Genomic DNA, 23577 nt, shown 5'->3' with positions numbered 1-23577 from the left:
ATCGACGCCAACCTTGGCAGTGAAATGAGCCTAACCTGTCGTTAGACGCTTTTCGGCCCGCCTTTGGATTGGCCAAACAGTCGGAGAATATCGGGTTGACGACGAGCCTTTTGGCTCGTCGGGCAGAGAGGGTAGCGTTCCATGGCTAACGACCAGCACGTCGCATTGCTCAACCAGGGCGTGGCCGCCTGGAACGCGTGGCATGAGGTGAACGCCAGCATCAGCCCGGACCTCGCGGGTGCGCAGCTCCGGGCAGCGAACCTTACCGGAGCGATTTTGAATGGGGCGGACTTACGCGAGGCGAACCTCAGTGGGGCAAACATGAGCGGAGCGTATCTCAGGGGGGCGAACCTCACCGAGGCCATTCTCCGCGGGACGCGTCTGGACGGAGCGGACTTGCGCGGAGCTAACCTTAGTAGCGCGAGGCTCTACCTGGCCGACCTAAGTGGGGCCGATCTCCGCGGGGCGAACCTCGCCGCGGCGGACCTCTTCCCCGCAAACCTCAACGGCGCGGACCTCCGCAAGGCCAACCTTTACTCAGCGAACCTCCGCGACGCATGCCTGCGCGGAGCGGACTTGCGCGGGGCGTGTCTCGAATCTGCAGTCCTGGTCGACACTGACCTGACGGATGCAGATCTTTCCGGCTGCAGGATCTACGGCATATCTGCTTGGGGTCTGAAACTAGAGGGGGCTAAGCAGCAGAACTTGGTGATAGCGCCAGACAACGAGCCCAAGATCACCGTCGACAACATCGAGGTCGCGCAGTTCATTTACCTAATGCTCAGCAATAACAAGATCCGGGACGTGATCGACACGATTACTTCAAAGGTGGTGCTGATCCTTGGTCGTTTCACGGGTGAGCGAAAGGCCGTCCTCGACGCTCTTCGCGAGAAACTGCGCGAGCGTGATTACCTTCCGATCTTATTTGACTTTGAGAGGCCTAGGGGTCGCGATACAGACGAAACAATCACGCTGCTAGCAAGGATGGCGAGGTTTGTGGTTGCAGATATTTCTGATGCCAAATCTGTGTTGCAAGAGCTGCGTGCAATTGTACCGGACCTCCCCTCGGTGCCTGTACAATCAATAATTCTGGCAACACAGGAGGAGCCGGGCATGTTCGACTTTTATCGAACCCGGCCGTCGTTTTTGGCGGTTCATCGCTATGCTGACCAGGAGCAATTGCTTGCTGACCTCTGTGAAAAAGTAATCCGTCCTGCAGAGGTAAAGGTTCTGGAGCTTCGAGATTGAACCAGTGTTCAGTGGTGCAGCGTTGTAACAGCGTGCAGTGATCCTCTCGCCAGTCGCTGTAGGTAACAAATGCGGTCGCTATCGAAGCAAGGGAAAATGAGAAGGATTTTGAGTATGCGCCTTCCGGCCTTGGTCAGTTCGAGTCCAAACGCTAGAAAGAATTGATATGCGAATATTCGTCGCGCATGGATTCAACGAGCGAGACAGATGGATAACGGACCTTGTCTATCGTCTAATCCGCTCATTCGGCGACGAGGTCGTCAGCGGCGAAATCATTGACGGCGTCATAACCGAGACTGTGAGGAACAATATTCGCACGTCGTCTGCCTTGCTTGGATTCGCGACGCGCAGGGTCGAGATCGCCGATGGAATGTGGACGAGCCATCGTTGGGTTCTCGACGAAATTGCGACGGCCCTAGCGGTACCCATACAAGCGGTGGAAATCCGTGAACAAGGAGTTGATCCTCAAGAGGGGATTGCCGGCGGTCACCAGCGCATCAGTTACGAGGAAGAAAAACGAGACGAATGTTTGGTCAGGATTGCTGAATTCCTGCATGAATGGCACCGCAATATCAGCGTCACTTTGCAGCTTATGCCTGACGAACGCGTCCAGGAGATTTGGCCGATCCATCGTAAGCCCGAATTCCGATGCTTTTATCGGGTCCGCTTGAACGGCGACGAGCTTCCTCTTCAACCGACGTCTGTCACCCCGATCGGGCAAGGGCTCTTCGTCGAGGCTAAGCGCGTTCCAAAAGATGCTCTCGTGCAAGTGGTAATCGAACACCAGGGACGCAGCTGGGTTTCGGCTTATGAGAGCACCAACGCCATCGGCGTTCATCTAAGGGGATAGCAAGTGACCATCCGCATCAGGCAGAAGAGTAAATATCAGGGAGATGACTGGTGGCGTTGGTCGATATGGGTCGAGGGTACTCCGGCGGAACTTGATGGTATCGAAAAAGTCATCTACACGCTGCATCCGACTTTTGCGAATCCCGTGCGTACCGTCGAGGACCGCGCGTCCAAATTTGGCCTTCACTCGTCCGGGTGGGGAGGGTTCGGCGTTTTTGCCCAAGTTTTCAACAAGGATGGAAGTTCGCAAAAGTTACAACATTTTCTCAAGCTTTTTTATCCGAACAATAAATTATCCGAAAAGTGAACGCTTCTTTCTTTTTCAAAGATTCTAAATATAGATGCGGCAAAATCCAAGTAACGAGTTTAACTATTATTCAACACATGAGAACAGAGCAGACAGTTACCCCCAGTCGGCCTTTGGTGAGAAGTCCAGATTCCGGATCGAGGCCAAAATCCGAAAACTCGATGCGACGTCGTTGACAACGCGCCGCTCATTGATGTCAGCATCGGCGGTTGTCACCCTGAATCTCGAATAGCGCCACCGCGACCGATTCCTCTCGCGGAGGCCGCGGATCCAAATCAGGATCGTATGGATAGCGACCTAACGCCCTCAAACGTCGAAATCTCCCAACCAGCAGGATTCAACGCCCGGAATAGCTCCTCGTAGATGGACCCCTCGGCTCGCCGCTCAAGCGCATACATTGTGTTTGCAAGGGTTGCATAAACCCATTTTCGGTCGGATCTCTCCTGGAACGATGGCTCGGCGATCATCGACGATAGAATATCAACAAGGGAAATTCTTGTCTTCTTAGCGCTCATGCGATCAAAAAGGATTTCATCTGGATCACTTTGCTCCGCCGCCCTCATGTCAAAACATGTGGCTAAATTCTCGCCGTTGTAATAATCGCGCCTGACTTCGAATCCCCGTCCATAGAGACGCAATGCTTTATCCAAATGAACGCGATCTTTTCTGAGCAACCAGAGGCGTTTATAGATCGCGCCGGTGATCCCAAGCGTCTCAGGATCGTTGGAATCTTCAGGTTGGAGTTGGTCTATAATCCGGAGAGCGTTCAGCAAGGCTTCTTCCTCGGTCGGAAGTTTGGTTTTGTAAGTCGCGAGAGCATATTGCTGTCGAAATGACGCTTCCTCAGGCTTCAGTTCGCAGGCTCTGGCAAAAGCGGCTGCTGCCGCTTGCATATCGCTTCGATCGAAGGCCTCCCGGCCTTCGCGCAAAACGTTGCTTAAAACCTCGTGATGTTCTTCTGCCTCGTCAAGCAACTCGGCGTATTGTTCGTCCGAAAGCCGAGGGCGCCGTAGCTTCGGCAAGAACGTGTAGACGGGGCTGTCTGGGGTTGTGGACGCCATCGCTTTGACGATGAGCGCCGCCAGCTCATTGCTAGCGCGAATGGCCTCTCTGTTGCCGATGTCCTCACCAAGGTGCTTATAGTGAAACGTGTTGATATGGTTGAGATCGAAATATAGCCTTCCCTGGTCCTCCTTCATAATCACCGTCGTGTTGGGCCGAAGCGCATGTCGCACGCCCAGCTCATAAACGGCATTCACGTTACCGGTGGAAATGTCGGCCACAACCACGTCCGCGCGCAGGAGCAGGTCGTACATGGAGACATCAATGACACCACTTCCATTGATATCGACAGCCCGGATTGCCCGCAGGCCTGCTCGTTCAGCCGCCGGCTTGATTATGGCTTCAAATGTCGCGTCTAGGTCGAGCGTCCGACCACTTTCATAGTCAGTCTTTTTGCCAAAACCCATCACGACAAAACATACTGGGCGGACATCAACATTGTGCTCTACGGTCTGCATATGAACCCAGATCATTCCTAGTTGGATCAACCTACACAACAATGCGCGCCATGGCATCTTGCCGGGTCGCTATTCCACTGGCTTATTTGCGCATCCTCTAAGGATATCTTTCCTGCGGAAAACTTGCGCGGAGAACCGGATATGGAAATCGCTGGCGGTCTCTATCGGGAGCTGTGCCTTCACCCGTCCTGGGATGCGGTTATGGGCTCCGGCGGTCGGGCGGCTCGCGCGCTTGTTGACCTATCGCCTAACAGCCGGCTGCATTGCTATTTCGAAAGCGAGGGGAGCTTCGATCGAGTCAAACAGGATCTGGCTATCCAGGCAACCTTCGCCGGTCGCCATACCGGAATCGTATTTGCCTATTTTCACCCGCTGTCTCGGCCTCTTCTGCAGCCGCCATTAGCGGAAATCAAGCGGATGCCGGCTATCAAGGTGGAAGGCGATGCCGTGCTGCGGTTCGGTTTTATCGAGGGCGACGCGATCGTTGCGGCCGATAGAGCAATTTACGACCCCCAGAGTGCTCAAAATTTCGTTCCTTTTCACGACAATGGTTCCCGTGCGAGCGAATTGGCTCTGGTGCTAAACGAGCGTGAACTCCGCGCCGCAGCTCGAACCGGCAGCCTGGCGGATGCGGCCGACGCGATGCTCAAGGACAAGCGGGTCGCGTGCGTCATCGTAAAGAGGGGTGTCAAAGGTGCCCTCGTCTTTTCCCGCGGTTCATTGCCGTCTACCGTCCCGGCCTTCCTAAGCAAACGCATATTTAAAATTGGAACAGGCGACATATTCACCGCAGCGTTCGCGCATCATTGGGCCGAGGCCAAACTCACGCCTTACGATGCCGCCTATTTAGCGTCCATGCACGTCGCGTCCTATTGCGACAATCCTCATGCCCCGCTCACTCCCCCCAATCCGAGCGAAGCGGTCGAAAGGCATCCCATCAGCGACACCGGAAACGTGCTTCTGTTGGGGGCGATAGATACTTTGGGACGGCGCTACACAATCGAAGAGGCTCGATTTGGCCTGGCGGAACTCGGTTTGAATGCAATTTGCCCGGCCCTGGAAGCGGTCGAGTTAGAGAGGATGCATCTCTCGACGGTTCTTATGCTCGTCGACGGCATTGACCAGGAAGGGATCCGAACCGCCAAGCGGCTCAACGACGAGGGTGTGCGATGCATCGCATTAGTGGAAGCTAGATCCTTGGAACCCCTTTTAGCAAATTTCGCAAACTGCGAAACAACCGAGGACTTTTCAACGGCGCTGTACTTATCCGGTTGGAGTGCTTAGCTGCATGAATTCTGTGAACTAGCGTTGCACCTTTAACTGCATAGATTTACACGTGCTAGTGCTTGGGTTGTGATTCGGAGGGGGCGTGGCTGATATCTATTTGATTTATGCCAAAGAGGATCGAAGACAGGTAGCAAAGTTATTCGATTTCTTTTCCCAAACCTGGAGCGTGTGGTGGGACCAAATGATCCGCCATCGCTTTGCCACCGAGATTGAAGAGGAAATTAAGAAGGCAAGCTGCGTGCTCGTCTTCTGGTCCAAGGCATCTCGGTGGAAGGATACGGTGCGTGACGAAGTGGGCCTCGCGGAGAAGAACGACGTACCCGTGGTCTCGGTCACATTGGACGGAAGCGATGCAGCGTATGGATTCGGAGGCTATTCTAACAGCGATCTGTCTGAATGGGATGAGCGGTTCGATCATCCGGATTTGAGGACGCTGGTCAATCGGATTAACGCGGTTGTGCCGGCTCGTGATCGACCAAGGCGACCGGCGACCCTGAACGGATTGGATCTGCCCTGTCTTTTCCTGTCTACTTCTTCGTTCGAGACACAGCTAAAGCCGAGCGAAGCTGTAAAGGCGCTGAACGTTTCTCGATATCCTACCCTGCTAGTCTCAGCCTGGGACCTGGTGCCGCGACGCAAGCCGGAACAATTGAGATCAGCATTGGAGGAATACCGTAAGAATGGTGGATTTGTGCTCGTAGATTCAGGCAACTACGAAGCCTCAAGGCTTACCAACAAGCGGTGGAACCCTTCCGATCTGGCCGCCGCGTTGAGCGGTACCTCATACGACTGGATCTTTTGTTTTGACGATATGCGGCCAAGCAAAAGACCACGGGTCGCTGCGCGATCGGTCATAGACGCCGTCGAGCGTGATCGATCAGCGACAAACTTGAAGACTCTGCCGGTCGTCCATGCGCCGAAAAAGGCATCGGGGGGCCATGATATTCAGATGCTCATTAATACCGCTTTCGCGGTCGCGCAAGAACTGCAGCCAGAGTTGATCGGGATTCCTGAGCGTGAGCTTGGGGCTGGCCTTCTCCAGCGCTGCAGAACGATGATGGCGATTAGAGCTAAACTTGGCCAGCTTCCGTTTTATCAGCCGGTTCACCTCCTCGGCACCGGTAACCCTTGGAGCATCGCGATTTTGACGGCCGCGGGCGCGGACACTTTCGATGGCCTTGAGTGGTGCCGGGTTGTCGCAGACATGCAGCACGACCGGCTTCACCACTTCCAGCACTATGACTTTTTCAACTTTCAGACGGGAGTGGCGGACTCTCCAGTCACGCGCGCAGCTTTCCTTGACGACAAGATCGACTTCGCCGGTAAGGTCGCCTTCCACAACATCGACTACTACACCGCCTTTATGCGGGAACTCCGGAGCGCTATTTCGAACAGCCGCCTGGAAGCCTTCATCGCTGAGCGAATCGGAAAGGCAGCCGCGCAGCAACTGAACCGAGAGGTAGAAGGTTTGTTCCGATGAAAGCCTTCACTGCTCGAGAGCTCACCACGGCCGTCTGCGCCATCTGTCCGGAGATCGAGAGTCGAATCGCAGGAAATTCCAAAGCAACCAGTGAGCGCCAGTTGTGGTGGGAACTTTCAGCGTGCCTTTTGAGCAGTCAAGTTCCGTACGTGCTCGCCGCCGAGGCGGCCTCTGCGATCGAAGCTCACGGAATTCTGCATGGTGGGGATCTTGAAGGAGAGCTCACCGATCAGCTGATCACGATACTCAGGAGTCCGGGTGGCGGGCGGAGTTATCGATTTCCTGTTGCTCGTGCTCGGCAATTGGCAGTCACGAAACGGCGCATAGCCGACCAGTTCGGAACGCTCGGGTCTCTTTTGACGATGTCCGAGAGCCCTGATGCGATGCGGCATTGGTTGGTCGAAACGGCCCCCGGCCTTGGTCCAAAACAGGCGAGCATGTTTCTGAGAAATGTGGGAGTTAGTTACGAGCTCGCCATCCTGGATCGGCACGTGTTGGACTACATGCAGCTGATCGGCCTGCGAACAGTGCAGTCGAGGCCGATCACCACCATGAAGCAATACGAGCGTGACGAAGAAAGTATGCGTGGCCATGCTCGTGAGCTCGGATTCCCCGTGGGCATTTTGGATTGGGCAATCTGGATTGTAATGAGAGTAGCAAAAAGGCAGGAAGAGGCCAAGATATGAGCATCGTGACTTTGGTATCGGGCGGCCTCGACTCCACCCTGGTCGCAGCCTTGGCTCGGGAGGAGGGTCTCGCTCAATATCCCCTCTTCATTGACTACGGACAACGGTCAAGAGATAGGGAACTTGCCGCGTGCAAAGGAGCGATGGTGAAGCTCGGTCTCCCAGAGCCGAAGATTGCGGACTTATCAGGCTTCGGATCGCTCGTTCGATCAGGTTTGACGGACAGCACGCTGCATATCGTCAGCGATGCGTTCACCCCAGGTCGCAACCTACTCTTCCTTCTTGTTGCTGCCGCCTACGCCTTTCAGAAGAATGCCGATGCCGTGTCGATCGGCCTGCTCCATGAGGAAACCAGTCTTTTCCCGGATCAAACATCAGCCTTTCTCTTGGAGGCGGAGAGAATGATCGAACGCAGCATGGGCCGAACCATCAAAGTCCTCGCGCCACTCTCGCAGTTTCACAAAATCGACGTTGTGGAACTTGCCCAACTGAAGGGGATAGTGGGCACCTATTCCTGCCACGAAGGCGGCGAAAAGGCCTGCGGCGAGTGCATTGCGTGCAACGAATTCAAATTCGGAAGGGCTGAATGATGGGTGGCGGAGGAGGAGGAAATTGGAATCGCTTGGGAGACGTTCGATCTCTCGAAGAGAAGGCGAAAGCCGCCCTCGCTGGCGGGAAACGGAACGTCTTCATCAGCTTTGCGACCGAAGACATGGCTGAGGTGAATCTACTGCGCGGTCAAGCCAAGAACGAAAACAGCGACATCGAATTCAACGACCACTCAGTTCGCGAGCCCTATGACAGCGAACGGGCGGACTACATAAAGGGTAAGATCACCGAAAGGATAAAACGGTGTTCGACCACTGTGGTATACGTCTCCGAGAGCACGGCGCAGAGCCGTTGGGTCCGGTGGGAAGTCGAACAGAGCCTAGCACTCGGAAAGACCGTAATCGCGACCCATGCAGGTCCAGCTTCGTCAGCTGCAATCCCAACATGGCTTGCTCAGCCCGGAATAAAGGTGGTGCCTTGGAGCAAGCTGGCGAATGAACTGAAGTGACGCCGAAAAGCGCCTCGTAGGCTACGGATACCAGAACCGATTATGAAGTACCCTGTTTTGTACGAAAGCGCGGACGACGCCTCCAACAGAAGCCAGTGGTGGTTTCTGGCGTTGGTACGCCTTGAATATTTTCTGCTGCTGGTAACCGCTATGTTTTCCCTCGGTTGGAGTTCTAGCCGTGCCTACTTTGCTGCCTACGCCGGATTCTTCGCATTTTCGATGATGGTGATGGTCTACCGCTCCATGAAAAAACCCGAGCGGACGTGGTACCAGGCGCGGGCGCTCGCGGAATCCGTGAAGACACTAGCCTGGCGGTTCGCCATGCGCGCCGAGCCGTTCGACGATGCCAAGTCAAGCGACGCCCGTCGCGATTTTCGTGACTTGCTTAGGGACGTGCTGAAGGCCAATCACTCTGTTAGCGACGCTCTTGTCGGTCTCAGATCGACGGGAGACCAGCTTCCTGACGAAATGCAGGAAATGCGTGAGAGCGGCTTGGAGGAACGGCGCCAGTTCTACCTTAAGAATCGCATTGCAGATCAGCGGGAATGGTACGAGAAAAAGGCATCGGTAAATGAGGCTGCAGCACGGCGTTGGCTCATCATTTCGTGCGCGGCTTACGCACTCGGTCTGGCGTTCATTCTGGCACGCGTCGTTGATCCGTCATCGGAAGGCTGGCCGACCGAGCCATTGGTCGTGCTCGCATCAGCCGCAATTGGGTGGACGCAAATAAAGAAATTCAATGAACTGGCCGCCGCGTATACCCTTACAGCTCACGAGATCGGTCTAACGCAGGGGCTAGTCAAGGACGCTGCAACCCCCGCTGCGTTTTCCGCAGCGATCAACGAAGCCGAGCTTGCGTTTTCTCGCGAACATACTCAGTGGGCGGCACGTCAACAGCAGGGGGCCTGAGATGACATCCCATACAGATCCGACGTACGTGGTTTTCGACGGCGATACCGATGGTTGGGCTTATCGATACATGAGAGGCTGGCGCGCAAACGAGAGGATCGATTTTAACTTCTTAGATGCACACGATCTCGACAGCATGACAAGCCGCGCTCAAAGCGAAGACTACGTGAAGCGGAATTTGAAGGAGCGAATGCGTCAATCTTCGGCGGTGATTGTGCTGATCGGCGAGAAGACTAAAAACCTTTATCGTTTCGTACGCTGGGAATTGGAATTTGCGCTCGATCTTGACCTTCCGATCGTTGCAGCCAACCTGAACGAAAGCCGTGAGCAGGATACTAATTGTCCAAGCATCATCCGTGACCAATGCGTTCTGCATGTTCTCTTCAAGATGCGTGCAATTCGGTTTGCGCTTGATAATTGGCCGGACGAATATCGGCGTATGAGCCAAGCACACCGAAGTGAGGGAGCAAGGCACTACAATTCCGATATATACAAACGACTGTGCTTGTAGCATTGGCGTCGACCTCGTCAGAGAAGCTACGCCTTGCACTCTCCCCTGAACCATGAACGACATCCCAAGATCGTCGCTATCCCGGGTGGCGGTCTAGGCTACGCTCGGCCCGCTCCTCTGCCGACCGACCGTCCAAGAAATTCCATCCCCACTCACGACCCCGGAGACCTCCTTCCCAACATATCGGTCAAGCACCGGCCGCCATGGCACGAGTGTGAACTCTCGCGATTTTTGGACCACTGCATATTTGCCGCCGGCAAGTTCGATCGATCGGCGCAGCGTGCCCTCGACTCGTTCACCAGTTTGGACTTCAGCGTAAAAGAGACCGAGTTCGTCCGCGAGCTGACCCGCAACACGGTTCAGCTCGCGCTGACGCAGGACAGAAATCATGTTGGCGCGATAGAGGGTCCTGTCCTGCTCTTCCCGCGCGAGGCCCTGCGCGATCAGCCACTGCCGCCGGCGGGCTTGCGCCTCCCGGATCTGACGGCCGAAGCCGGTGTTGCGCAAGGGCTCCGGCGTTGCTGAAACCAGCTCACTGTCGAGCCAGGTGGCGCCGTCGAAACCGACCTGCCGTTCCAGCGGCATCGACGAGAGCTTGTCGACAACGACAGGCTCCGCCCTCACCCGTTGGCGTTCGTAATCAGCCACGCGTTTGAGATGATCGGGCGCGATGCTCCAGGTACCGTCCGGCGCACGCTCCACGCCCCCAGGGACTCGCCGGATCGCTTCCAGACGCCGAACATGCGTTTCGGCAAAGCGTTGGGTGGCCGACGGATCATGCTTGAGATGAATGTCGATGGTGTATCGCCCGCCATTGGCTGCAGCGATCTCGGCGACTGTTCGGTCAACCTGCCGGGGCTCGGTACTCGTCGGCGTCACGCGCACGATGCAGCCGTCCGGCGTCGGTTCCGTGGCCTCGCCTTTGCCAATGTCGATGTAATGGCTTTTACCGTCCACACAATCGACGATGAGGTAATGTCGGTCTTTGATCTCGTCGGCCAGACCACGCGCAACAACGCGGCCGACCACGGGCTCGGCATTCTGTCCCACATCGTAGACAACATAGTCTGCGGCACTGCGGGCGAGCCCCTTACCGGTGAGCTCGCGATGCATGGTCTTGATGATGTCGCCGCGCTCGCCGATGTGGCGCAGCGCGGCTTCGAGCCCGTCATCAAGGCGCCAGCGGTCCGGAGCTGCCTGCTCGGCCAGCCCCATGCGCTCCAGCTTGCGCAGCCGGCCTTGGTGCAGCGTCTGGCGAAAGGCATCGCGGCCGTCAGGCAAAACAAGGCCGTCATCATCACGCATTCTAAGCAGCTGCCGGTCGATACTGGTAAAGCGTTCTTGCTCCATCTCCTGGCGCAGGCGAAGCTCGATCTCGCGGTCGGTCCGCGGACCGAGATCTAGGCTGACCAGCTCGGCCGCCCGCTCGCGGATTCCACTTGCAATATACTCACGCGCGATGACGAGATTCTCGCCGCGCTCATCCTTGCCGCGTACAATGATGTGGGTGTGCGGATGGCCGGTGTTGAAATGATCGACGGCGACCCAGTCGAGCTTGGTGCCGAGATCTTCTTCCATCTGCGCCATCAGGCGCCGGGTCAGCGGCCTGAGGTCGTCATAATCTATCCCGTCCTCGGGCGCGACGATGAAGCGGAATTCATGGCGGTCGCCATCAGCACGATCGAGGAACTCTTTTCCGCCGACGCGATCCTTGTCGGCGCCGTAGAGCTCGCCCGGCTCACCCTCGCGCGTGACACCATCACGCTGGATGTAGCGCAGATGCGCACGCGCCCCGTCCTGCCCCTTGCCAGCCAGCTTGACGATGCGCGCCTTGACCACCACCCGGCGCTGGCGAAACGCGGCATAGCGGTCGCGTGACTTGAGCAACGCCGCAGCCGCTCCGCCGCGCCCTACCCGGCTGCCGGTGAAGCGGCCGCCACGCTGGTGTTTGCCGCCTGCCCGATTGATCGCAGACCGAAGCCGGTTGGCGTAGCGCTTGCGGGCTTTCGAGCCATTCGATCGGATCTTGCCAAGCTTGGGCGTGAACTCGTCATCCTTCACGTGAAGCCTCCCGGATGTTTGTCGGAAAATCAAAGGGTTGCGGCGATTAGCCTCCAAGGCACGCGAACAGCCTCCGCGGAAAACGATGTGCAGACAAAGGGTTGACCGCCTCGTGGAGGTGGTCCCTTTATCTTGCCTTACGCCTCCCCCACCCGGCCGCCCCCGCCGACGCGCAGCCGCCAGCCCCGCCCCCCTGCCTCACCGGCCATCCAGCTTGCCTGTCCCAAAGCGATCCTTGCCGAGCGGCACCAGAATTTCGCCGTTCGGCTTGCCCGCAGGCTCGCCGTTGCGCAGGAAGAACAGCGATCCTCCTGAGCGAACGTTTGGCGTCGGTTGCGCGCGGCGGCTTGCCCCCGAACTCGTCCATGTCGGCGGCCGAAACCCCGGCCGCCTTGAGCCCTTTCAGGTAAGCAATCGTCTCGTTCGGAAGTGGTGTTCCGCGCTTCACATGCGCCGCATAGCGCTCCGGGCCGGCATTGTAGGCGGCGAACAGGCCGGGGAAGCCGAAGCGGTCATACATGGCCCGCAGATAGGCGGTTCCGGCGAGAATATTGTCGTGGGGATCATGCGGATCGGCGCCCAAACCGTGCTCGGCACGCATGTCCTGATAAGTGCCAGGCATGACCTGCATGAGGCCCATGGCACCGGCACGCGAGGTGATGGACCGGCCATCGAGCCTGGTCTTGCCGTTACTCTCGGCGTCGATGACGGCATAAATCCAGCGCTGTGGAATACGGAAGCGTTGGCTTGCTTCCGCTACGAACTGCTGCCAGTTTCGAAGCTGCGGACTTAGGGAGATGGCGACCGGCTCAGCGCCGGTCGAGGCGGAACAGGCGCATGGCGCAATGGCGATCATGCCCAGCATCAGGAGGGTTACTCGATCCATAACGGCACGAGCCTCCCGATGACATTCGTGGCCGGGACCGGCCCGAAATAGCGGCTGTCGAAGGAGCGCGGCGCCTCGCCATTGAGCAGGAAGACCTCGCCGGCGGCGAGCTTTCGGCATGCGTTCCACCATGGCAGCGCACGGCCTTGCGTATCGGTTGCGAGGCGGCGCGCGACGATCTCACCGCGTATGATGATGGCGTCGTCGAAGGTGCAGACATGTTCTCCGGGACGTGCCGCGATGCGCTTGACCAGCGGCACGTTGCGGGGCAGATAGCTGCGTTTTTCGGCAAGAACGGCAACCGTATCCGGGGTTCGTACAAGCACCAGATCGCCGCGCGCCGGTGTTGCCGAACTGACGAAATAAAGCCCCACCGGGGCACTGGCCGAGGCGTTCCAGACCAGCCAGGGCGACGGTTTTGCGAAGGCGGTGAAGCCGGTGAGGCCGACGCCAATTGCCGCGATGGCGATTGCCTTGCGCGCCCGGATGCGCCGCAGCCGGCTGCCGATCAGACGGATGGAGGGACGGCTCATGAGCGGCCTCCATCATCGGAATTGGCGGCCTGCGGGCGCCCTTTCGACCACTCGTCGAGCTCGTCGATGTGGTAGCGGACATAGCGGCCGTGCTTGCGGAATTTCGGGCCGGCGCCGGTGAGCCGCATCTTTTCCAGCGTGCGCTGGGAGAGCCCGATATAGAAGGCGGCTTGTGCCGTGTTGAGAAACGGGCTGCCCTTCTTGGCGCGGGCGGCGCGCTCGTTTTCGTCGTCCATTGTCATCCTCGTTGCGCTTGGGAAAAGCCAGCGCGAGGATGAGCGGGTGAGAGCGTCTCGGGGACGGGCGAAGAGTCGGGTGGTGGGTTTTCGCCGCCCCTTGGGAGGAAGCCCCCGCGCCGGTTACGCGCGAGGGCTTGAAGGCTTGCCGGTCAGTCGACCGGGTTCCAGATGATGGCGTAGGTGTCGTCGTCATCCTGGCCGGCGGCGCGGCCGAGATTGGCGTAGAGCTTGCGCGGGCCGAACTCGGGGGCGGCGATTGACAGGCTCACATAGTCCTTGCCGGAGGTTTCGCCGGTGCGGATCCAGCCCGCGCCGACCTCGACCCCTTGGGTCAGCACCCGGAAGTCGGGATGGCTGTCGGCGCCCTTGGCCTGGTTGGGCACGATGTCGATGTCGGCGCGGACGCTGAGCGTCTTGAGCTGGCCCTTGTAGCCGCCGTTTTCCTGCTTGGTGACGTAGCCGATCGCGGTCATGATAGTCTCCTTCTTTGTGTTCGCCGGGGACCATTCCCCTGCGATGGCGGACCGTGATGGGCGCGTCCGGCGCGCCTGAACCCGACAGGGCCGCAGCGGCAGCGAAGGACCCGAGCGGGCGGCTTTTTTGAAGCGAAGCGGGCGCGAGGAGCCGCCACGGGCGGCGGGGAAAAAAGCTGCTGGCCGAGGGTTTCGGGCGGGCCGGATCGCCCATAGGTCGACAAGCCAGCCGCAGGGGAATGGTCCTTGAGAGACGCGATGGAGACAGGTCGCGCTGACCGCGCTGCATGCAACAGGCAGAGGCGATGGCAAGGTGGGGCCGCTGAGGCTCGGAGGTCATGCCGACGACAGATGTGCCGATCGGCGCTGGCGCCCTGCCGTCCATCCCGGCCTGCTGATCGCTAACCAATGGCGAGGCGTTTGGCGGCTGGATTTTGCTGCCGGACGCGATCCGCAAGAGCGACGAAATGGGCAGATCAACCCGACCGGGGCGGCCCGCGTGGGCGGCGGCAAGCGAGGTGCCGCCGCCCCTGCGAGATCATTCGGCGCTGAACAGCGGTCGCACCTTGGCCCACTGGTCGGCGGTGCGGAAACCGCCGCGCCTGGTGTAGGTTTCGGCCGGGAATTTCATCCAGCGCGGCAGCCAGCCATCGACCTTTTGACGGCCGTTCTCGCCGCAAAGAAAGTCGCGCATGATCTTTTTCTGCGTCTTGACCTTCTCGCTGACATTGCCGTCGGCGACATGCTTGCCGGCAACATCGGCCAGCATGGCGTTGGCAATTTCCTTGTCGCGAAGGAGGTCGAAGAAGGCCTCGTCCGGCTGCCAGTAACTGCCGATATCGACACTGAGATGGTTGCCGAGCGCCTCGACCACGGCACTGCCTGCCTGCAAAGTCTCGCCCATGACGATGGCGAGCACGCGCACCACATCATCGTCGGGGAGCGCGAGCAGCCGGGCAAAGACGCTCGCCGTGGCATGGTCGTCGCCGTTTCCCCCGGCGACAGTTGCGTCCTCATCCGGTGCCTTCAACAGGGCCAGGACCTCGCGGCGTTTTGCGGCAAAGGCGGCTTCGGCCTTGCTGTTGGCGAGGCTTGCCGCCACCGCCTCGTTGGCGGCGCGTTGCGGTTCGGGACGCACCTGCCACAGGCCCGGCCCGGTGATCGCATGCGCCACCATCAGCCGCAGGGCAACGCCGGCGTGGTCGAGCATGGCAGCGCGCACGGCGGCGTGGCGATGCAGATCGACATAGTTCTGCATCGGGCCGCTAAGCTCAGGGCGTGACGGTTTGGCCGGTGTTTCGGCCTCGTCACCCGCCTCGCCTTGCGAGCGGGTGCGACGGGCCTCCTTGTGCGACAGCCAGCCTTCGTGACACTCGACCTCGCCACGATGCGAGACGGTGATGAGGACCTTGCCGCCCTTCTTCTTTGGCGTCTTTTCGTGGTCCCATGCGTGGAAATACTGGCCCGGCTCCAGCACCACCACTTCCGCCCAGCCGGCCTCCAGATAGGCGTCGCGCTTGGCGGCGATGGCTGCGTTCTGCTTTTCCCAAAACAGATCGGCATCGGCGAAATAGCTGTCCTCGCCGAACAGGTCGGACACGATCAGGCCGGGGTAATCCTCAATCGAAAACAGCGCCACCTTGGTGGCGATCGACTGGCCGCCGAACAGCCATTGCTTCAACTGGAAGCCGCGCGGCGCTCGATTGTCGGGATCGGAAAACAGCGCCAGCCAGTCCTGTTGCTGCGCCTTCGAGGCCATGGTGAGATAACGCGCGGTCTCGGCGTCGATCTCGTCCCGCCGATAGGCCTCGCGGAGTTTCGGCAACAGGTCGCCAAGCGCCAGAATGCGTTTGACGGCGAGCTCGGTGATGCCGAAGGTGGCGGCGATATCGGGCACGGCGCGGCCTTGCTTGATGAGCCGGGCGAAGGTCTCCCACTGCGAGACCTCGTCGGGATCGAGGCGGGCAATGTTTTCGATCAGTGAGGCTTCGAGGGCGTCGGCATCGTCGCCGTCCTCCATAATGGCGCAGGGCACGGGGTCGGCCTCGCCGCGCTCGTCGGCGATGGATTTCGCCGCGAAGTAGCGTCGGCGTCCGGCGACGATCTCGAACATATCGGGCTCGCCATTGGGCCGCACCAGAAGCGGCACCAGAACGCCGCGCGCGCGCACCGACGGCAAAATGTCGGACACGTCGGGGCTGCGTCTGGCATGACGCATGTTGACGGCGGAAATGTTGAGCTTATCGATTGCGATATGGGCAAGCTGCATGGTGTTTCTCCTTTTTGCACTGGTTGACGTTTTCCCCGCCGCGAGGCCTTGAGGCCGAGCGGCGGGACGGTTTGCGCCTAGCGGCGCTCTCTCGCCGCGTCGGGCGAAAGCTCGGGAATCGCGTTTGAAAGTGCGGTCGCGGCCTGTCGCAACAGCTGTTCGGCCTCGGTGATATGGCCGGATAGCCGAGCGGCTTCGGCATAGACCGAGAGCGGAAACCGCACCTCGAAATAGAGGTCGCGCTCGATGCCGAGTCCAAGCCGCCCCTTGACGGATTGGAGTTCTGCAAGGCTGACGCTGCCGAGTTCCGGGTACCCGAAACCGAGATCGCAAAGGCCGAACAGCGTGTCGCCATCGGCGTCGAGTTCGGTCAGCAGCCAGGTCGCCGCGCCGGTCGGATCGAACAGCTTCACCACCGGATAATGGTCGGTTTCCGCTTCGGCCGCGCCGTTGGCGAGAAGCCGCGCGCGTAGTTCCTCGGTGATCAGGATCATGGCAAAACTCCTTTTCTAGAACAGGTCGAGCTGGTCGCGAGCCGCTTGATCGAAGAGGCCGATATCGAGCGGCTTTTGCGCGGCGCGCGGCCGCATCGGAGCGTCCATCAGAAGCGCAAGCCGGTCGCGCGTGGTGATCCGGCGAACGCCCGGAATAAGCGTCTGCTCGCCTTCCGGCGTCGTCTCGGTCTGCAGGGAATGGGGATCGCGCGCGCTCATGCCGCGATCCCCTCACGCCCCTCGCCCTCGTCGAGGGTCTCGAAAGCAAGCAGGAAATCGGCGGCTTTCGAGGCGCGGCTGGCAGCGCTGAAGATGGCGCGATTGTCCTCGCGCAGCACCTTCAGCCAGGAGCCGATATAGTCGGCGTGGCGTACGGTCGGCTCGATGCCGAGACTGCCGCAGACAAAGGCGGCGGCGAGTTCGGCGACCAGTTCCTCGCGGGCATAGGCCTTGGAGCCGAACGAGCCGGAGAGATCGCGGCCGAGCCGCGTGGGGTGCCCGGTCCAGTGGCCGAGTTCGTGAAAGCAGGTGCGGTAATAGTCAATCCGCAAAAAAGACTCTGGCTGCGGCAGCTGAACGAAGTCGCCGGCCGGCGTATAGAAAGCGCGGTCACCACCAATGCGCAAATCCGCGCCGGTAGAATGAATGAGCGCCTCGGCCTGCGGGATGATTTCGCGTTCGGGCAACGGCTCGGCGGCGGCGCAAACATGCTCGGGCAGGCCGTCGCACTGGGCGACATTGAAGACGGTGAAGCGCTTCAGGAAGGGAATGGCCTGCGGCTCGTCGCCATCGGCCTTGGCGCGCTCATGTTCGTTTTTCGGGATGAAGCGATCGGCATGAACGATGGTCGTTCCGCGCTCGCCCTTGCGGATATTGCCGCCAAGCGCCAGCGCCTGCCGGAAGGTCAGCCAGTTCTGGCAGGGATAGCCGCGCTCGATGACGGCACCCCAAAGGATCAGGATGTTGATGCCGGAATAGCAGCGCCCGGTGGCGGCATTCCTGGGCAGCCCGAGCCCGGCATTTGCCCTGCCCCAAGGCTTTACCCATGGAACGCAGCCGCGCTCCAGATCGCCGATGATGCGATCCGTGATCTCGGAATAGAGGCTTGCCCTTGGCGGCCTGTCCTTCTTCGCGCCGCTCCCGCCATGGCTCGAACGCTTGCCAGTTTTGCGCATCGTTTGGTCCTCCGCTCGCAACTCGCGCGCCCTTCCCCGGAAGTGGGGTGGGCGGCAAGACGCGACCGGAAAGGCCCGCCGTCAGAGGCGACCCGCATCCGAAGGACCGCAACGCAGTGGAGGACCCGAAGCGTAAGCGAAGGTTGCGGGGTGCCGCGGCGGGCCTAGAAGGGAGTGCCGCCCACCCCGCGCCACCGGGGAAGGCTAACCAAGACCGCGCCGGCCAAAGGACGGCGACGACTGGCAGCCGCAAGGCTGCTTTGCGCCAGGGGGCGAAGCCGGATGGCCGAGACCGCCTGAGCCTGGCGAAGGAAAGCGGGCTCGGTTCACGAGCACCCGGTGGGCGCCAAAGGCGCGCGGCGCCATTTCAGATGCGACAGGAACTCCCAACCGACCAGGTTCAGGAGATCCGACCGTGAAGCTCGAAACCTACTTCTTCGGCGGCCTGATCAGATCGCAGGATCGACATTGAGCGCGTGGGCCAATCGCCCGAGCACGCTTACGCTGGCGGAAACGGAGCGCGCTCGATCGCACCCACGTGCGCATGCTAAGCTTAGCGGGAGCGGTACGTCCAACGTGGCCGAATGCGGCGGCACCTGCGCCTGCACCCGCCTTGCAAGAGTAAGCTGCGCCGATGGACCAGGGGATGAGCAGTTGGATTTCGATCGCTCGTGGCCTTTCCCTGCTGCTGCCAACCCTGCCCTTCAGCAGTAGAAACAGACGATCCTTTTGCCAGAGCAACCGTTTTCCCTAAGGCTCACTCTTTGGGGTAAGAACCTGTGCCAGCGCATTGAGAAGCTGGTTTGTATTGTCGATCGAGAATTGCACGCGCTCGCTGGCCCAGGCGGTTTCGGAATACGCGATCGGGGTGCCTTTCATGTCCACGTCCACCTTCTTTGTAAACACGATCGGTTGCGCCTCGGATTGCGCCAGCCGTCGGGCCTCTTGTCTGGTCGGCAGCCGCACGATGATGTCAGTGCGCAAACGGATGTAGTCGGCGACACCATATTCTGCGAGGATGACGCTGACGCTGCGGCCACCGCGTCTGGCCTTATCGAAGCCGGGAAAGCGACGGACCGGATAATAGGCGTTGGAAAAGTCGATCGGTTCCTCGTCGGCCAGACCAAGGCGAACGATGCGATAAACGGGTTCGCCGGGCGGCAGCCTCAACGCCTGGCTGACCCGGCGCGGTGCCGCGATCGCCTCCTCCTTGATGGCCTGGCCCAGCGGCTCGCGACCTTGATCCAACAGGTTTTGCGAAAAGCGAGTCCGCTCGGACAGGCGGTAATCGAGCCTGTTTGCGCGTACGAACGTGCCTTTGCCTTGTTCGACTTGGACAAGCCCGCGGCTCTGCAATTGCGCCATTGCCCGCCGGATGCTGTGCCTGCCGACGCCGAAACGCGCCATCAACTCGGTCTCTCTCGGCAGTTGCATGTCGTCGCCGAAATGTCCGGCGGCAATTTCGGCAGCAAGCGCCTCTTCGACCTGCTGCCATTGGCCATGCAACATCTTGTTTTGCATTGCTGTTCCTTCCCGAACGACAACACGGTTCTTTGCCGCATTCGGTTATGTCATTCGAATGATAAATATCGGGCAGCACGGGCTTTGGCAACGTGCGCGCGCATTCGTTGCGCCGTCATACAGAGGATATCCCCCGCGCCTACGGTGGCCGATGAGATCGGCGCCTTTGCATACACATGCCTGTCATCAAGTCGCGCTACCCAGATCATCCGAATGAAAATGAAACATTCGGATGAATAGGGATGGTCTGATATGGTTCAAATAAGCCGACGTCAATTCATGGCCGGTGCGACTGCATTGGCAGCGACAGGGGTTGCCGGTCTGTATCCGGCGTTTTCCGCCGACGCGCAGATCGAGATTTCGAGCACATGGGGTTCCGACAAGCCGTTCCAGAAGGTTGTCGACGCCTTCAACGACAAGAAGCTCGGCGTCACGGTCGTCAACCGCTTCGACGGCGACTATGAGGCCGCCACCGCCAAGGCGGTCGCCAGCATCGCGGCGGGCCGCCCGCCGGCGATGATGATCACCGGCTGGAAGTTCGGCTATTTTGCCAGGCGCACGCTTGGCGCCCGCGACCTGCGCGAGATCAACGCCGCCAAGGCCGGCGCGATCGCTGCCAACTTCAATCCCTCCGTCCTGCCGTTGGTCACCATCGATGGCGCCTTGATCGGACTTCCCTGGGCCATGTCGACGCCGATCACCTTCATCAACAGCGCGCTATGGCAGGAAGCCGGGCTCGATCCGGCCCTGCCCGAAACGCCGGATGCCGACTGGCTGTACAAATCGGCCCGCCAGCTGGACAGCAAGCTGAAGGACAAGCATGCCACCTACCGCTCGGCGCTGGCGCTGTCCAACAATGAGTGGACGAGCCAGTCCTTCATCCAGAATGCAGGCGGTTTCATCATCGATCCGGCCGGAAAGCTCGCGCTCAACAGTCCGGAAGCCGCCGCCGGTATGGAGCAGTTCTGTGCGCCGGCGTTCGAAGGCCTGTGGCTGCCGGTCAGCGCCAAGGAGCAGGACGCGGCGTTCGAATCCGGCGCGCTGGCGATCTGCACCACCAGTTCGACGCGCGCCACGACCTTCCCGTTCGGCGCCGCCAAGGCGGTCACGACGAAGTTCCCCGGCTTGGCCGGCCACGCCCGCAAGATGAACAGCGGCGGCAATTTCCTGGCCGTCTACACCAGGAACCAGGAGCAGGCCGAAGCCTCGCTCGCTTTCCTCGAATTCTGCGCCTCCAAGGAAGGCCAGGCGATCTGGTCGAGCGTCGGTTACCTCAACACCTCGGTCCACGACATTCCGCTCATCAACGACTTCATGAAGCCGGCCGCCGGCCAGTTGGTTGACGGCCTGACAGCGGAGACCATCTGGCCGGGCAAGCGCGGCCTGGAGGGCCAGACAATCTGGCGCAAATGGGTGTCACGGATGCTGCTGAAGGAAACCTCGGTTGCCGACGGCATGAAGGGCGCGAACGACGAACTCAGTGCCCTTATTGCCGCCGGATGAACAGACCGAATTTTCGTCGAACGACTAGGCTGCTGGCCCCCTATCTCTTCGTGGGGCCAGCGGTTCTGGCCGTTCTGATCTTTCTCTACGGGCCGATCGCCGGCTCGGCCGCTTTATCGCTCCTCGACTGGAACCTGTTATCCTCGGATATCAATTTCGTCGGTGCCGCCAATTATGCGGCCATGTTCAGCAACGCCGATTTCCAGCTGTCGGCGTGGAACACGCTTGCCTATTGCGCCATCCTGATCCCGGCGCAGATCGTCATCCCGCTGGTCCTGGCGGTGATGCTCCATTCGGTGAGCGGATCGCGGATGGGCACCGTCTATCGCGGCATGCTGTTTTTGCCGACCATTCTTGCCTTTTCGGTCGCCGGCGTCGCCTGGTCGTGGCTGCTCAACCCGGTCAACGGCCTTTTCAACGAGGTCTTGACGGCTTTCGGCTTGCCGCGCTCGCGCTGGCACACGGATCCGGACCTGGCGCTGCTGTGCGTATCGCTGATCACCTTCTGGAAGACGTTCGGGCTAAACATGCTTTTGTGGCTGGCGGCGCTTGCCAATGTTCCACATAGCCTGCGCGAGGCCTCGCGGCTCGACGGCGCTAGCCGCTGGCAATATTTCCGGGACATCGAACTGCCGATGATCACGCCCACGGCCTTCTTCATTTCGGTCACCACGCTGTTCCATATCCTGGACGACATTGTCGGGGTTATCGATGTGCTCACCCATGGCGGGCCAGCGGGACGCAGCAGCAGCATCCTCTATTTCCTCTGGCAACAAGGCATGCAGTTCTTCCAATTCGGACAAGCAAGCGCAGTTGCCATGATCATCATCGTGGTCGTGCTCTCGGTTACCTGGATGCAGTTCCGCATCGGCGAAAAGCGGGTGCATTACGGATGAACGGGCAGTCCCTGCCGCTGTCGTTCAAGGTTGAACGCCTGGCCATTCACGTCGTTCTTTTGTGTCTGAGCGTCGCGACGGTGTTCCCGCTGGTCTGGATGGTGACATCGGCCTTCACGCCCAATGAGCTCATCACCGCCAAGGCGATCCGCCTCTGGCCAGAACAGCCGACCGTGTCCAATTTCGCGATCGCCGCGGCGCGTCATCCGATCTGGATGTGGCTGTGGAACTCGATCCTGACATCGAGCCTGATCACGTTCGGCAAGCTGGTGCTGGCGTTGCCTGCAGGCTACGCCTTCGGCCGCATGGAATTTCCCGGACGAAATTTCCTGTTCTGGCTGGTGGTGGCCACCATGTCCTTTCCATCAGTGCTCGCCATCATCCCGACCTATATCGCGGTGGTCAAAGTGCAGGCCTTCGACACTTATGGCGCGATGATCATTCCCTCCATTCCCTATATCGGCTTCTACGTCTTCTATTTCCGCCAGGCCTTCCGCTCGCTGCAGGGCTCGATGTTCGAGGCCGCGCGGATGGATGGCGCCGACGTCTGGCGGCAATTCTGGGAGATCGCGGTGCCGAATGTCATTCCGGCGATCGCGGCGCTGTCGGTAATTTCCTTCATGGGAGCCTGGAACATCTACCTGTGGGGCCAGCTAGTGCTGGAGGATACGTTCAAGAAGACGCTGACCACCGGCATCGCCGCCTTTGCCGATCTCGATGGCGCGGAAATTCTGTGGGGACCGCTGATGGCGACGAGCCTGCTGTCGGTGACGCCCGTTCTGGTGTTGTTTTTGCTCGCGCAGCGCTTCATCGTCGATGCGCTGGCGCCAGGATTGGACGAAAAGTAGCAGGGATGGGCACAGTCGTCGTTATCGGCCACGTCAACCATGACCGAGTCTGGTCGCTCGCATCACAACTCACTCCGGGCGCGCGCATCACCTATTTTGACCGCGCTGTCAGGCTTGGCGGCGGCGGTTTTCATACCGGTGGCCAACTGGCGAGGCTCGGCAATGATGTCCGGTTGGTCAGCAATCTGATAGACGACGGTCATGGTCAGGCTGCGCTTGCCACATTGAAATTCATCGGCGTCGATGTCCGTCACGTCACCATGCTGGCTGGCGAATCCATACTCACGGAGATCCTGCTTGAGCCGAACGGCGAGCGCACCATCTTAAACAGCGGCGACCAGGTGCGCCCGCACTTTGAGGTATCGGAGCCGGTCTGCGGCGACGCAGCCTATCTCAACGCGTTGCTGCTGGGTGACGGTGTCGTCGCTTCCCTGGAGAAGATACCCCTGGTGATCTCGCAGTTTCCGCTGCGCAGCGCATCACCACGGCCGGCAGACATTATCATCGGGTCCCGCGCCGATTTTCCCTGTGAAGACATTCATCGGCTTTGGGAGAAGGCCGCGCTGATTGCTGGACCACGCCTGAACACGCTGGTTCTGACTGATGGCAGACATCCGATCTCGCTCTATGACGGCTGTGAACTACGCCAGGTCACCCCGTTTAGGCAGGTCTCAGTGCCGGACACGATCGGCGCCGGCGACTGCTTCACCGGGGCTTTTCTGCACAGCCTGCTGCAGGGGTTCAGCCTCGTGGTTTCCGCCGAACAGGCAAGCCAGCGCACGGCCGAATGGTTGAGCGAACGCGCCCTGACCGCCTGAGCGCGGC

The 23577-nt window shown here is 59.9% G+C and carries 25 protein-coding genes; 14 read left to right on the top strand and 11 right to left on the bottom strand.

Features of this window, described 5'->3' with window-relative positions:
- The first annotated feature begins 141 nt into the window (after positions 1–141).
- The 3 genes from FJW03_RS01330 to FJW03_RS01320 all read left to right on the top strand — a co-directional run bounded on the left by FJW03_RS01330 (position 142) and on the right by FJW03_RS01320 (position 2404).
- Entirely contained in the window at positions 142–1248 is a 1107-nt protein-coding gene (locus FJW03_RS01330) for a pentapeptide repeat-containing protein (RefSeq protein ID WP_140763751.1), read from the top strand.
- Between the two features lie 166 nt (positions 1249–1414).
- Entirely contained in the window at positions 1415–2098 is a 684-nt protein-coding gene (locus FJW03_RS01325) for a hypothetical protein (RefSeq protein WP_140763748.1), read from the top strand.
- A gap of 3 nt (positions 2099–2101) precedes the next feature.
- A complete protein-coding gene (locus tag FJW03_RS01320) occupies positions 2102–2404 on the top strand; it encodes a pYEATS domain-containing protein (protein WP_140763745.1) in 303 nt (100 codons plus the stop codon).
- A gap of 275 nt (positions 2405–2679) precedes the next feature.
- Here the strand turns inward: FJW03_RS01320 and FJW03_RS01315 are convergent, their stop codons facing one another.
- Positions 2680–3924 carry a TRAFs-binding domain-containing protein gene (locus FJW03_RS01315; protein WP_140763742.1) on the bottom strand — a complete coding sequence of 415 codons (1245 nt, stop codon included), beginning with the start codon at positions 3922–3924 and terminating at the stop codon, positions 2680–2682.
- A 141-nt stretch (positions 3925–4065) separates the two neighbouring features.
- Between FJW03_RS01315 and FJW03_RS01310 the strand changes: the two genes are divergently transcribed.
- The 7 genes from FJW03_RS01310 to FJW03_RS01280 all read left to right on the top strand — a co-directional run bounded on the left by FJW03_RS01310 (position 4066) and on the right by FJW03_RS01280 (position 9854).
- Positions 4066–5208 carry a carbohydrate kinase family protein gene (locus FJW03_RS01310; protein WP_140763739.1) on the top strand — a complete coding sequence of 381 codons (1143 nt, stop codon included), beginning with the start codon at positions 4066–4068 and terminating at the stop codon, positions 5206–5208.
- Between the two features lie 85 nt (positions 5209–5293).
- Positions 5294–6691 (top strand): TIR domain-containing protein, encoded by a 1398-nt coding sequence (locus FJW03_RS01305; protein ID WP_140763736.1) that lies wholly within the window; start codon positions 5294–5296, stop codon positions 6689–6691.
- Positions 6688–7377, top strand: coding sequence for a DNA lyase (locus FJW03_RS01300; RefSeq protein WP_140763733.1), 690 nt, complete (start codon positions 6688–6690; stop codon positions 7375–7377). The genes FJW03_RS01305 and FJW03_RS01300 overlap by 4 nt, the downstream gene beginning before the upstream one ends.
- Positions 7374–7967 (top strand): 7-cyano-7-deazaguanine synthase, encoded by a 594-nt coding sequence (locus FJW03_RS01295; RefSeq protein ID WP_140763730.1) that lies wholly within the window; start codon positions 7374–7376, stop codon positions 7965–7967. Before FJW03_RS01300 ends, FJW03_RS01295 begins: the two co-directional genes overlap by 4 nt.
- A 32-nt stretch (positions 7968–7999) precedes the next feature.
- Positions 8000–8434 (top strand): TIR domain-containing protein, encoded by a 435-nt coding sequence (locus FJW03_RS01290; protein ID WP_226890549.1) that lies wholly within the window; start codon positions 8000–8002, stop codon positions 8432–8434.
- Between the two features lie 42 nt (positions 8435–8476).
- Complete coding sequence (locus FJW03_RS01285) at positions 8477–9343, top strand: DUF4231 domain-containing protein (RefSeq protein ID WP_140763727.1); 867 nt, start codon at positions 8477–8479, stop codon at positions 9341–9343.
- Position 9344: 1 nt separating this feature from the next.
- Positions 9345–9854: a TIR domain-containing protein gene (locus FJW03_RS01280; protein ID WP_140763724.1), complete on the top strand. Its 510-nt coding sequence runs from the start codon at positions 9345–9347 to the stop codon at positions 9852–9854.
- Positions 9855–9947: 93 nt separating this feature from the next.
- Here the strand turns inward: FJW03_RS01280 and rlxS are convergent, their stop codons facing one another.
- The 10 genes from rlxS to phnF all read right to left on the bottom strand — a co-directional run bounded on the left by rlxS (position 9948) and on the right by phnF (position 19493).
- Positions 9948–11915, bottom strand: coding sequence for a relaxase/mobilization nuclease RlxS (rlxS, locus tag FJW03_RS01275; protein ID WP_140763722.1), 1968 nt, complete (start codon positions 11913–11915; stop codon positions 9948–9950).
- A gap of 127 nt (positions 11916–12042) precedes the next feature.
- Complete coding sequence (locus FJW03_RS01270; protein WP_226890548.1) at positions 12043–12801, bottom strand: lytic transglycosylase domain-containing protein; 759 nt, start codon at positions 12799–12801, stop codon at positions 12043–12045.
- A complete protein-coding gene (locus FJW03_RS01265; protein WP_140762715.1) occupies positions 12789–13334 on the bottom strand; it encodes a S26 family signal peptidase in 546 nt (181 codons plus the stop codon). Before FJW03_RS01265 ends, FJW03_RS01270 begins: the two co-directional genes overlap by 13 nt.
- Complete coding sequence (locus tag FJW03_RS01260; RefSeq protein WP_140762712.1) at positions 13331–13570, bottom strand: helix-turn-helix transcriptional regulator; 240 nt, start codon at positions 13568–13570, stop codon at positions 13331–13333. Before FJW03_RS01260 ends, FJW03_RS01265 begins: the two co-directional genes overlap by 4 nt.
- A 152-nt stretch (positions 13571–13722) precedes the next feature.
- Complete coding sequence (locus FJW03_RS01255) at positions 13723–14046, bottom strand: DUF736 domain-containing protein (RefSeq protein ID WP_140762709.1); 324 nt, start codon at positions 14044–14046, stop codon at positions 13723–13725.
- 538 nt (positions 14047–14584) lie between these two features.
- The gene (locus tag FJW03_RS01250; protein ID WP_140762706.1) at positions 14585–16315 is read right to left on the bottom strand and encodes a ParB/RepB/Spo0J family partition protein; all 1731 of its coding nucleotides are present in this window, start codon (positions 16313–16315) and stop codon (positions 14585–14587) included.
- 77 nt (positions 16316–16392) lie between these two features.
- A complete protein-coding gene (locus tag FJW03_RS01245) occupies positions 16393–16809 on the bottom strand; it encodes a DUF2958 domain-containing protein (protein WP_140762703.1) in 417 nt (138 codons plus the stop codon).
- 15 nt (positions 16810–16824) lie between these two features.
- Positions 16825–17028 carry a hypothetical protein gene (locus tag FJW03_RS01240; protein ID WP_140762700.1) on the bottom strand — a complete coding sequence of 68 codons (204 nt, stop codon included), beginning with the start codon at positions 17026–17028 and terminating at the stop codon, positions 16825–16827.
- On the bottom strand, positions 17025–17984 hold the full coding sequence (locus tag FJW03_RS01235; RefSeq protein WP_140762697.1) for an ArdC family protein: 960 nt from the start codon (positions 17982–17984) through the stop codon (positions 17025–17027). Before FJW03_RS01235 ends, FJW03_RS01240 begins: the two co-directional genes overlap by 4 nt.
- Positions 17985–18734: 750 nt before the next feature.
- On the bottom strand, positions 18735–19493 hold the full coding sequence (gene phnF / locus FJW03_RS01230; protein WP_226890739.1) for a phosphonate metabolism transcriptional regulator PhnF: 759 nt from the start codon (positions 19491–19493) through the stop codon (positions 18735–18737).
- 264 nt (positions 19494–19757) lie between these two features.
- Here phnF and FJW03_RS01225 point away from each other — a divergent pair, with 264 nt between their 5' ends.
- Genes FJW03_RS01225 through FJW03_RS01210 form a run of 4 tightly spaced genes read left to right on the top strand, consistent with a single transcriptional unit; the run spans position 19758 to position 23570 of the window.
- Positions 19758–21008, top strand: a complete 1251-nt coding sequence (locus FJW03_RS01225) for an extracellular solute-binding protein (RefSeq protein WP_140762691.1) — start codon at positions 19758–19760, stop codon at positions 21006–21008.
- Positions 21005–21904, top strand: a complete 900-nt coding sequence (locus tag FJW03_RS01220) for a carbohydrate ABC transporter permease (protein WP_226890547.1) — start codon at positions 21005–21007, stop codon at positions 21902–21904. Before FJW03_RS01225 ends, FJW03_RS01220 begins: the two co-directional genes overlap by 4 nt.
- Positions 21901–22752 (top strand): carbohydrate ABC transporter permease, encoded by an 852-nt coding sequence (locus tag FJW03_RS01215; RefSeq protein ID WP_226890546.1) that lies wholly within the window; start codon positions 21901–21903, stop codon positions 22750–22752. The genes FJW03_RS01220 and FJW03_RS01215 overlap by 4 nt, the downstream gene beginning before the upstream one ends.
- 5 nt (positions 22753–22757) lie before the next feature.
- Entirely contained in the window at positions 22758–23570 is an 813-nt protein-coding gene (locus FJW03_RS01210; RefSeq protein ID WP_140762682.1) for a PfkB family carbohydrate kinase, read from the top strand.
- Positions 23571–23577: the final 7 nt, after the last annotated feature.

The organism is Mesorhizobium sp. B4-1-4, assembly GCF_006439395.2.
Taxonomy (GTDB): Bacteria; Pseudomonadota; Alphaproteobacteria; order Rhizobiales; family Rhizobiaceae; genus Mesorhizobium.
The sequence above is the reverse complement of the archived record's forward strand: the minus strand, read 5'-3'. Positions and strand labels throughout refer to the sequence as shown.

What these genes read in the sequence shown, in the direction of transcription:
- FJW03_RS01330 (WP_140763751.1), top strand. Translation starts at nt 142, where the DNA reads ATGGCTAACGACCAGCACGTCGCATTGCTCAACCAGGGCGTGGCCGCC.
- FJW03_RS01325 (WP_140763748.1), top strand. Translation starts at nt 1,415, where the DNA reads ATGCGAATATTCGTCGCGCATGGATTCAACGAGCGAGACAGATGGATA.
- FJW03_RS01315 (WP_140763742.1), bottom strand. Translation starts at nt 3,924, where the DNA reads ATGCAGACCGTAGAGCACAATGTTGATGTCCGCCCAGTATGTTTTGTC.
- FJW03_RS01310 (WP_140763739.1), top strand. Translation starts at nt 4,066, where the DNA reads ATGGAAATCGCTGGCGGTCTCTATCGGGAGCTGTGCCTTCACCCGTCC.
- FJW03_RS01300 (WP_140763733.1), top strand. Translation starts at nt 6,688, where the DNA reads ATGAAAGCCTTCACTGCTCGAGAGCTCACCACGGCCGTCTGCGCCATC.
- FJW03_RS01295 (WP_140763730.1), top strand. Translation starts at nt 7,374, where the DNA reads ATGAGCATCGTGACTTTGGTATCGGGCGGCCTCGACTCCACCCTGGTC.
- FJW03_RS01285 (WP_140763727.1), top strand. Translation starts at nt 8,477, where the DNA reads ATGAAGTACCCTGTTTTGTACGAAAGCGCGGACGACGCCTCCAACAGA.
- FJW03_RS01280 (WP_140763724.1), top strand. Translation starts at nt 9,345, where the DNA reads ATGACATCCCATACAGATCCGACGTACGTGGTTTTCGACGGCGATACC.
- FJW03_RS01270 (WP_226890548.1), bottom strand. Translation starts at nt 12,801, where the DNA reads ATGGATCGAGTAACCCTCCTGATGCTGGGCATGATCGCCATTGCGCCA.
- FJW03_RS01265 (WP_140762715.1), bottom strand. Translation starts at nt 13,334, where the DNA reads ATGAGCCGTCCCTCCATCCGTCTGATCGGCAGCCGGCTGCGGCGCATC.
- FJW03_RS01260 (WP_140762712.1), bottom strand. Translation starts at nt 13,570, where the DNA reads ATGGACGACGAAAACGAGCGCGCCGCCCGCGCCAAGAAGGGCAGCCCG.
- FJW03_RS01255 (WP_140762709.1), bottom strand. Translation starts at nt 14,046, where the DNA reads ATGACCGCGATCGGCTACGTCACCAAGCAGGAAAACGGCGGCTACAAG.
- FJW03_RS01250 (WP_140762706.1), bottom strand. Translation starts at nt 16,315, where the DNA reads ATGCAGCTTGCCCATATCGCAATCGATAAGCTCAACATTTCCGCCGTC.
- FJW03_RS01245 (WP_140762703.1), bottom strand. Translation starts at nt 16,809, where the DNA reads ATGATCCTGATCACCGAGGAACTACGCGCGCGGCTTCTCGCCAACGGC.
- FJW03_RS01240 (WP_140762700.1), bottom strand. Translation starts at nt 17,028, where the DNA reads ATGAGCGCGCGCGATCCCCATTCCCTGCAGACCGAGACGACGCCGGAA.
- FJW03_RS01235 (WP_140762697.1), bottom strand. Translation starts at nt 17,984, where the DNA reads ATGCGCAAAACTGGCAAGCGTTCGAGCCATGGCGGGAGCGGCGCGAAG.
- phnF (WP_226890739.1), bottom strand. Translation starts at nt 19,493, where the DNA reads ATGTTGCATGGCCAATGGCAGCAGGTCGAAGAGGCGCTTGCTGCCGAA.
- FJW03_RS01225 (WP_140762691.1), top strand. Translation starts at nt 19,758, where the DNA reads ATGGTTCAAATAAGCCGACGTCAATTCATGGCCGGTGCGACTGCATTG.
- FJW03_RS01220 (WP_226890547.1), top strand. Translation starts at nt 21,005, where the DNA reads ATGAACAGACCGAATTTTCGTCGAACGACTAGGCTGCTGGCCCCCTAT.
- FJW03_RS01215 (WP_226890546.1), top strand. Translation starts at nt 21,901, where the DNA reads ATGAACGGGCAGTCCCTGCCGCTGTCGTTCAAGGTTGAACGCCTGGCC.
- FJW03_RS01210 (WP_140762682.1), top strand. Translation starts at nt 22,758, where the DNA reads ATGGGCACAGTCGTCGTTATCGGCCACGTCAACCATGACCGAGTCTGG.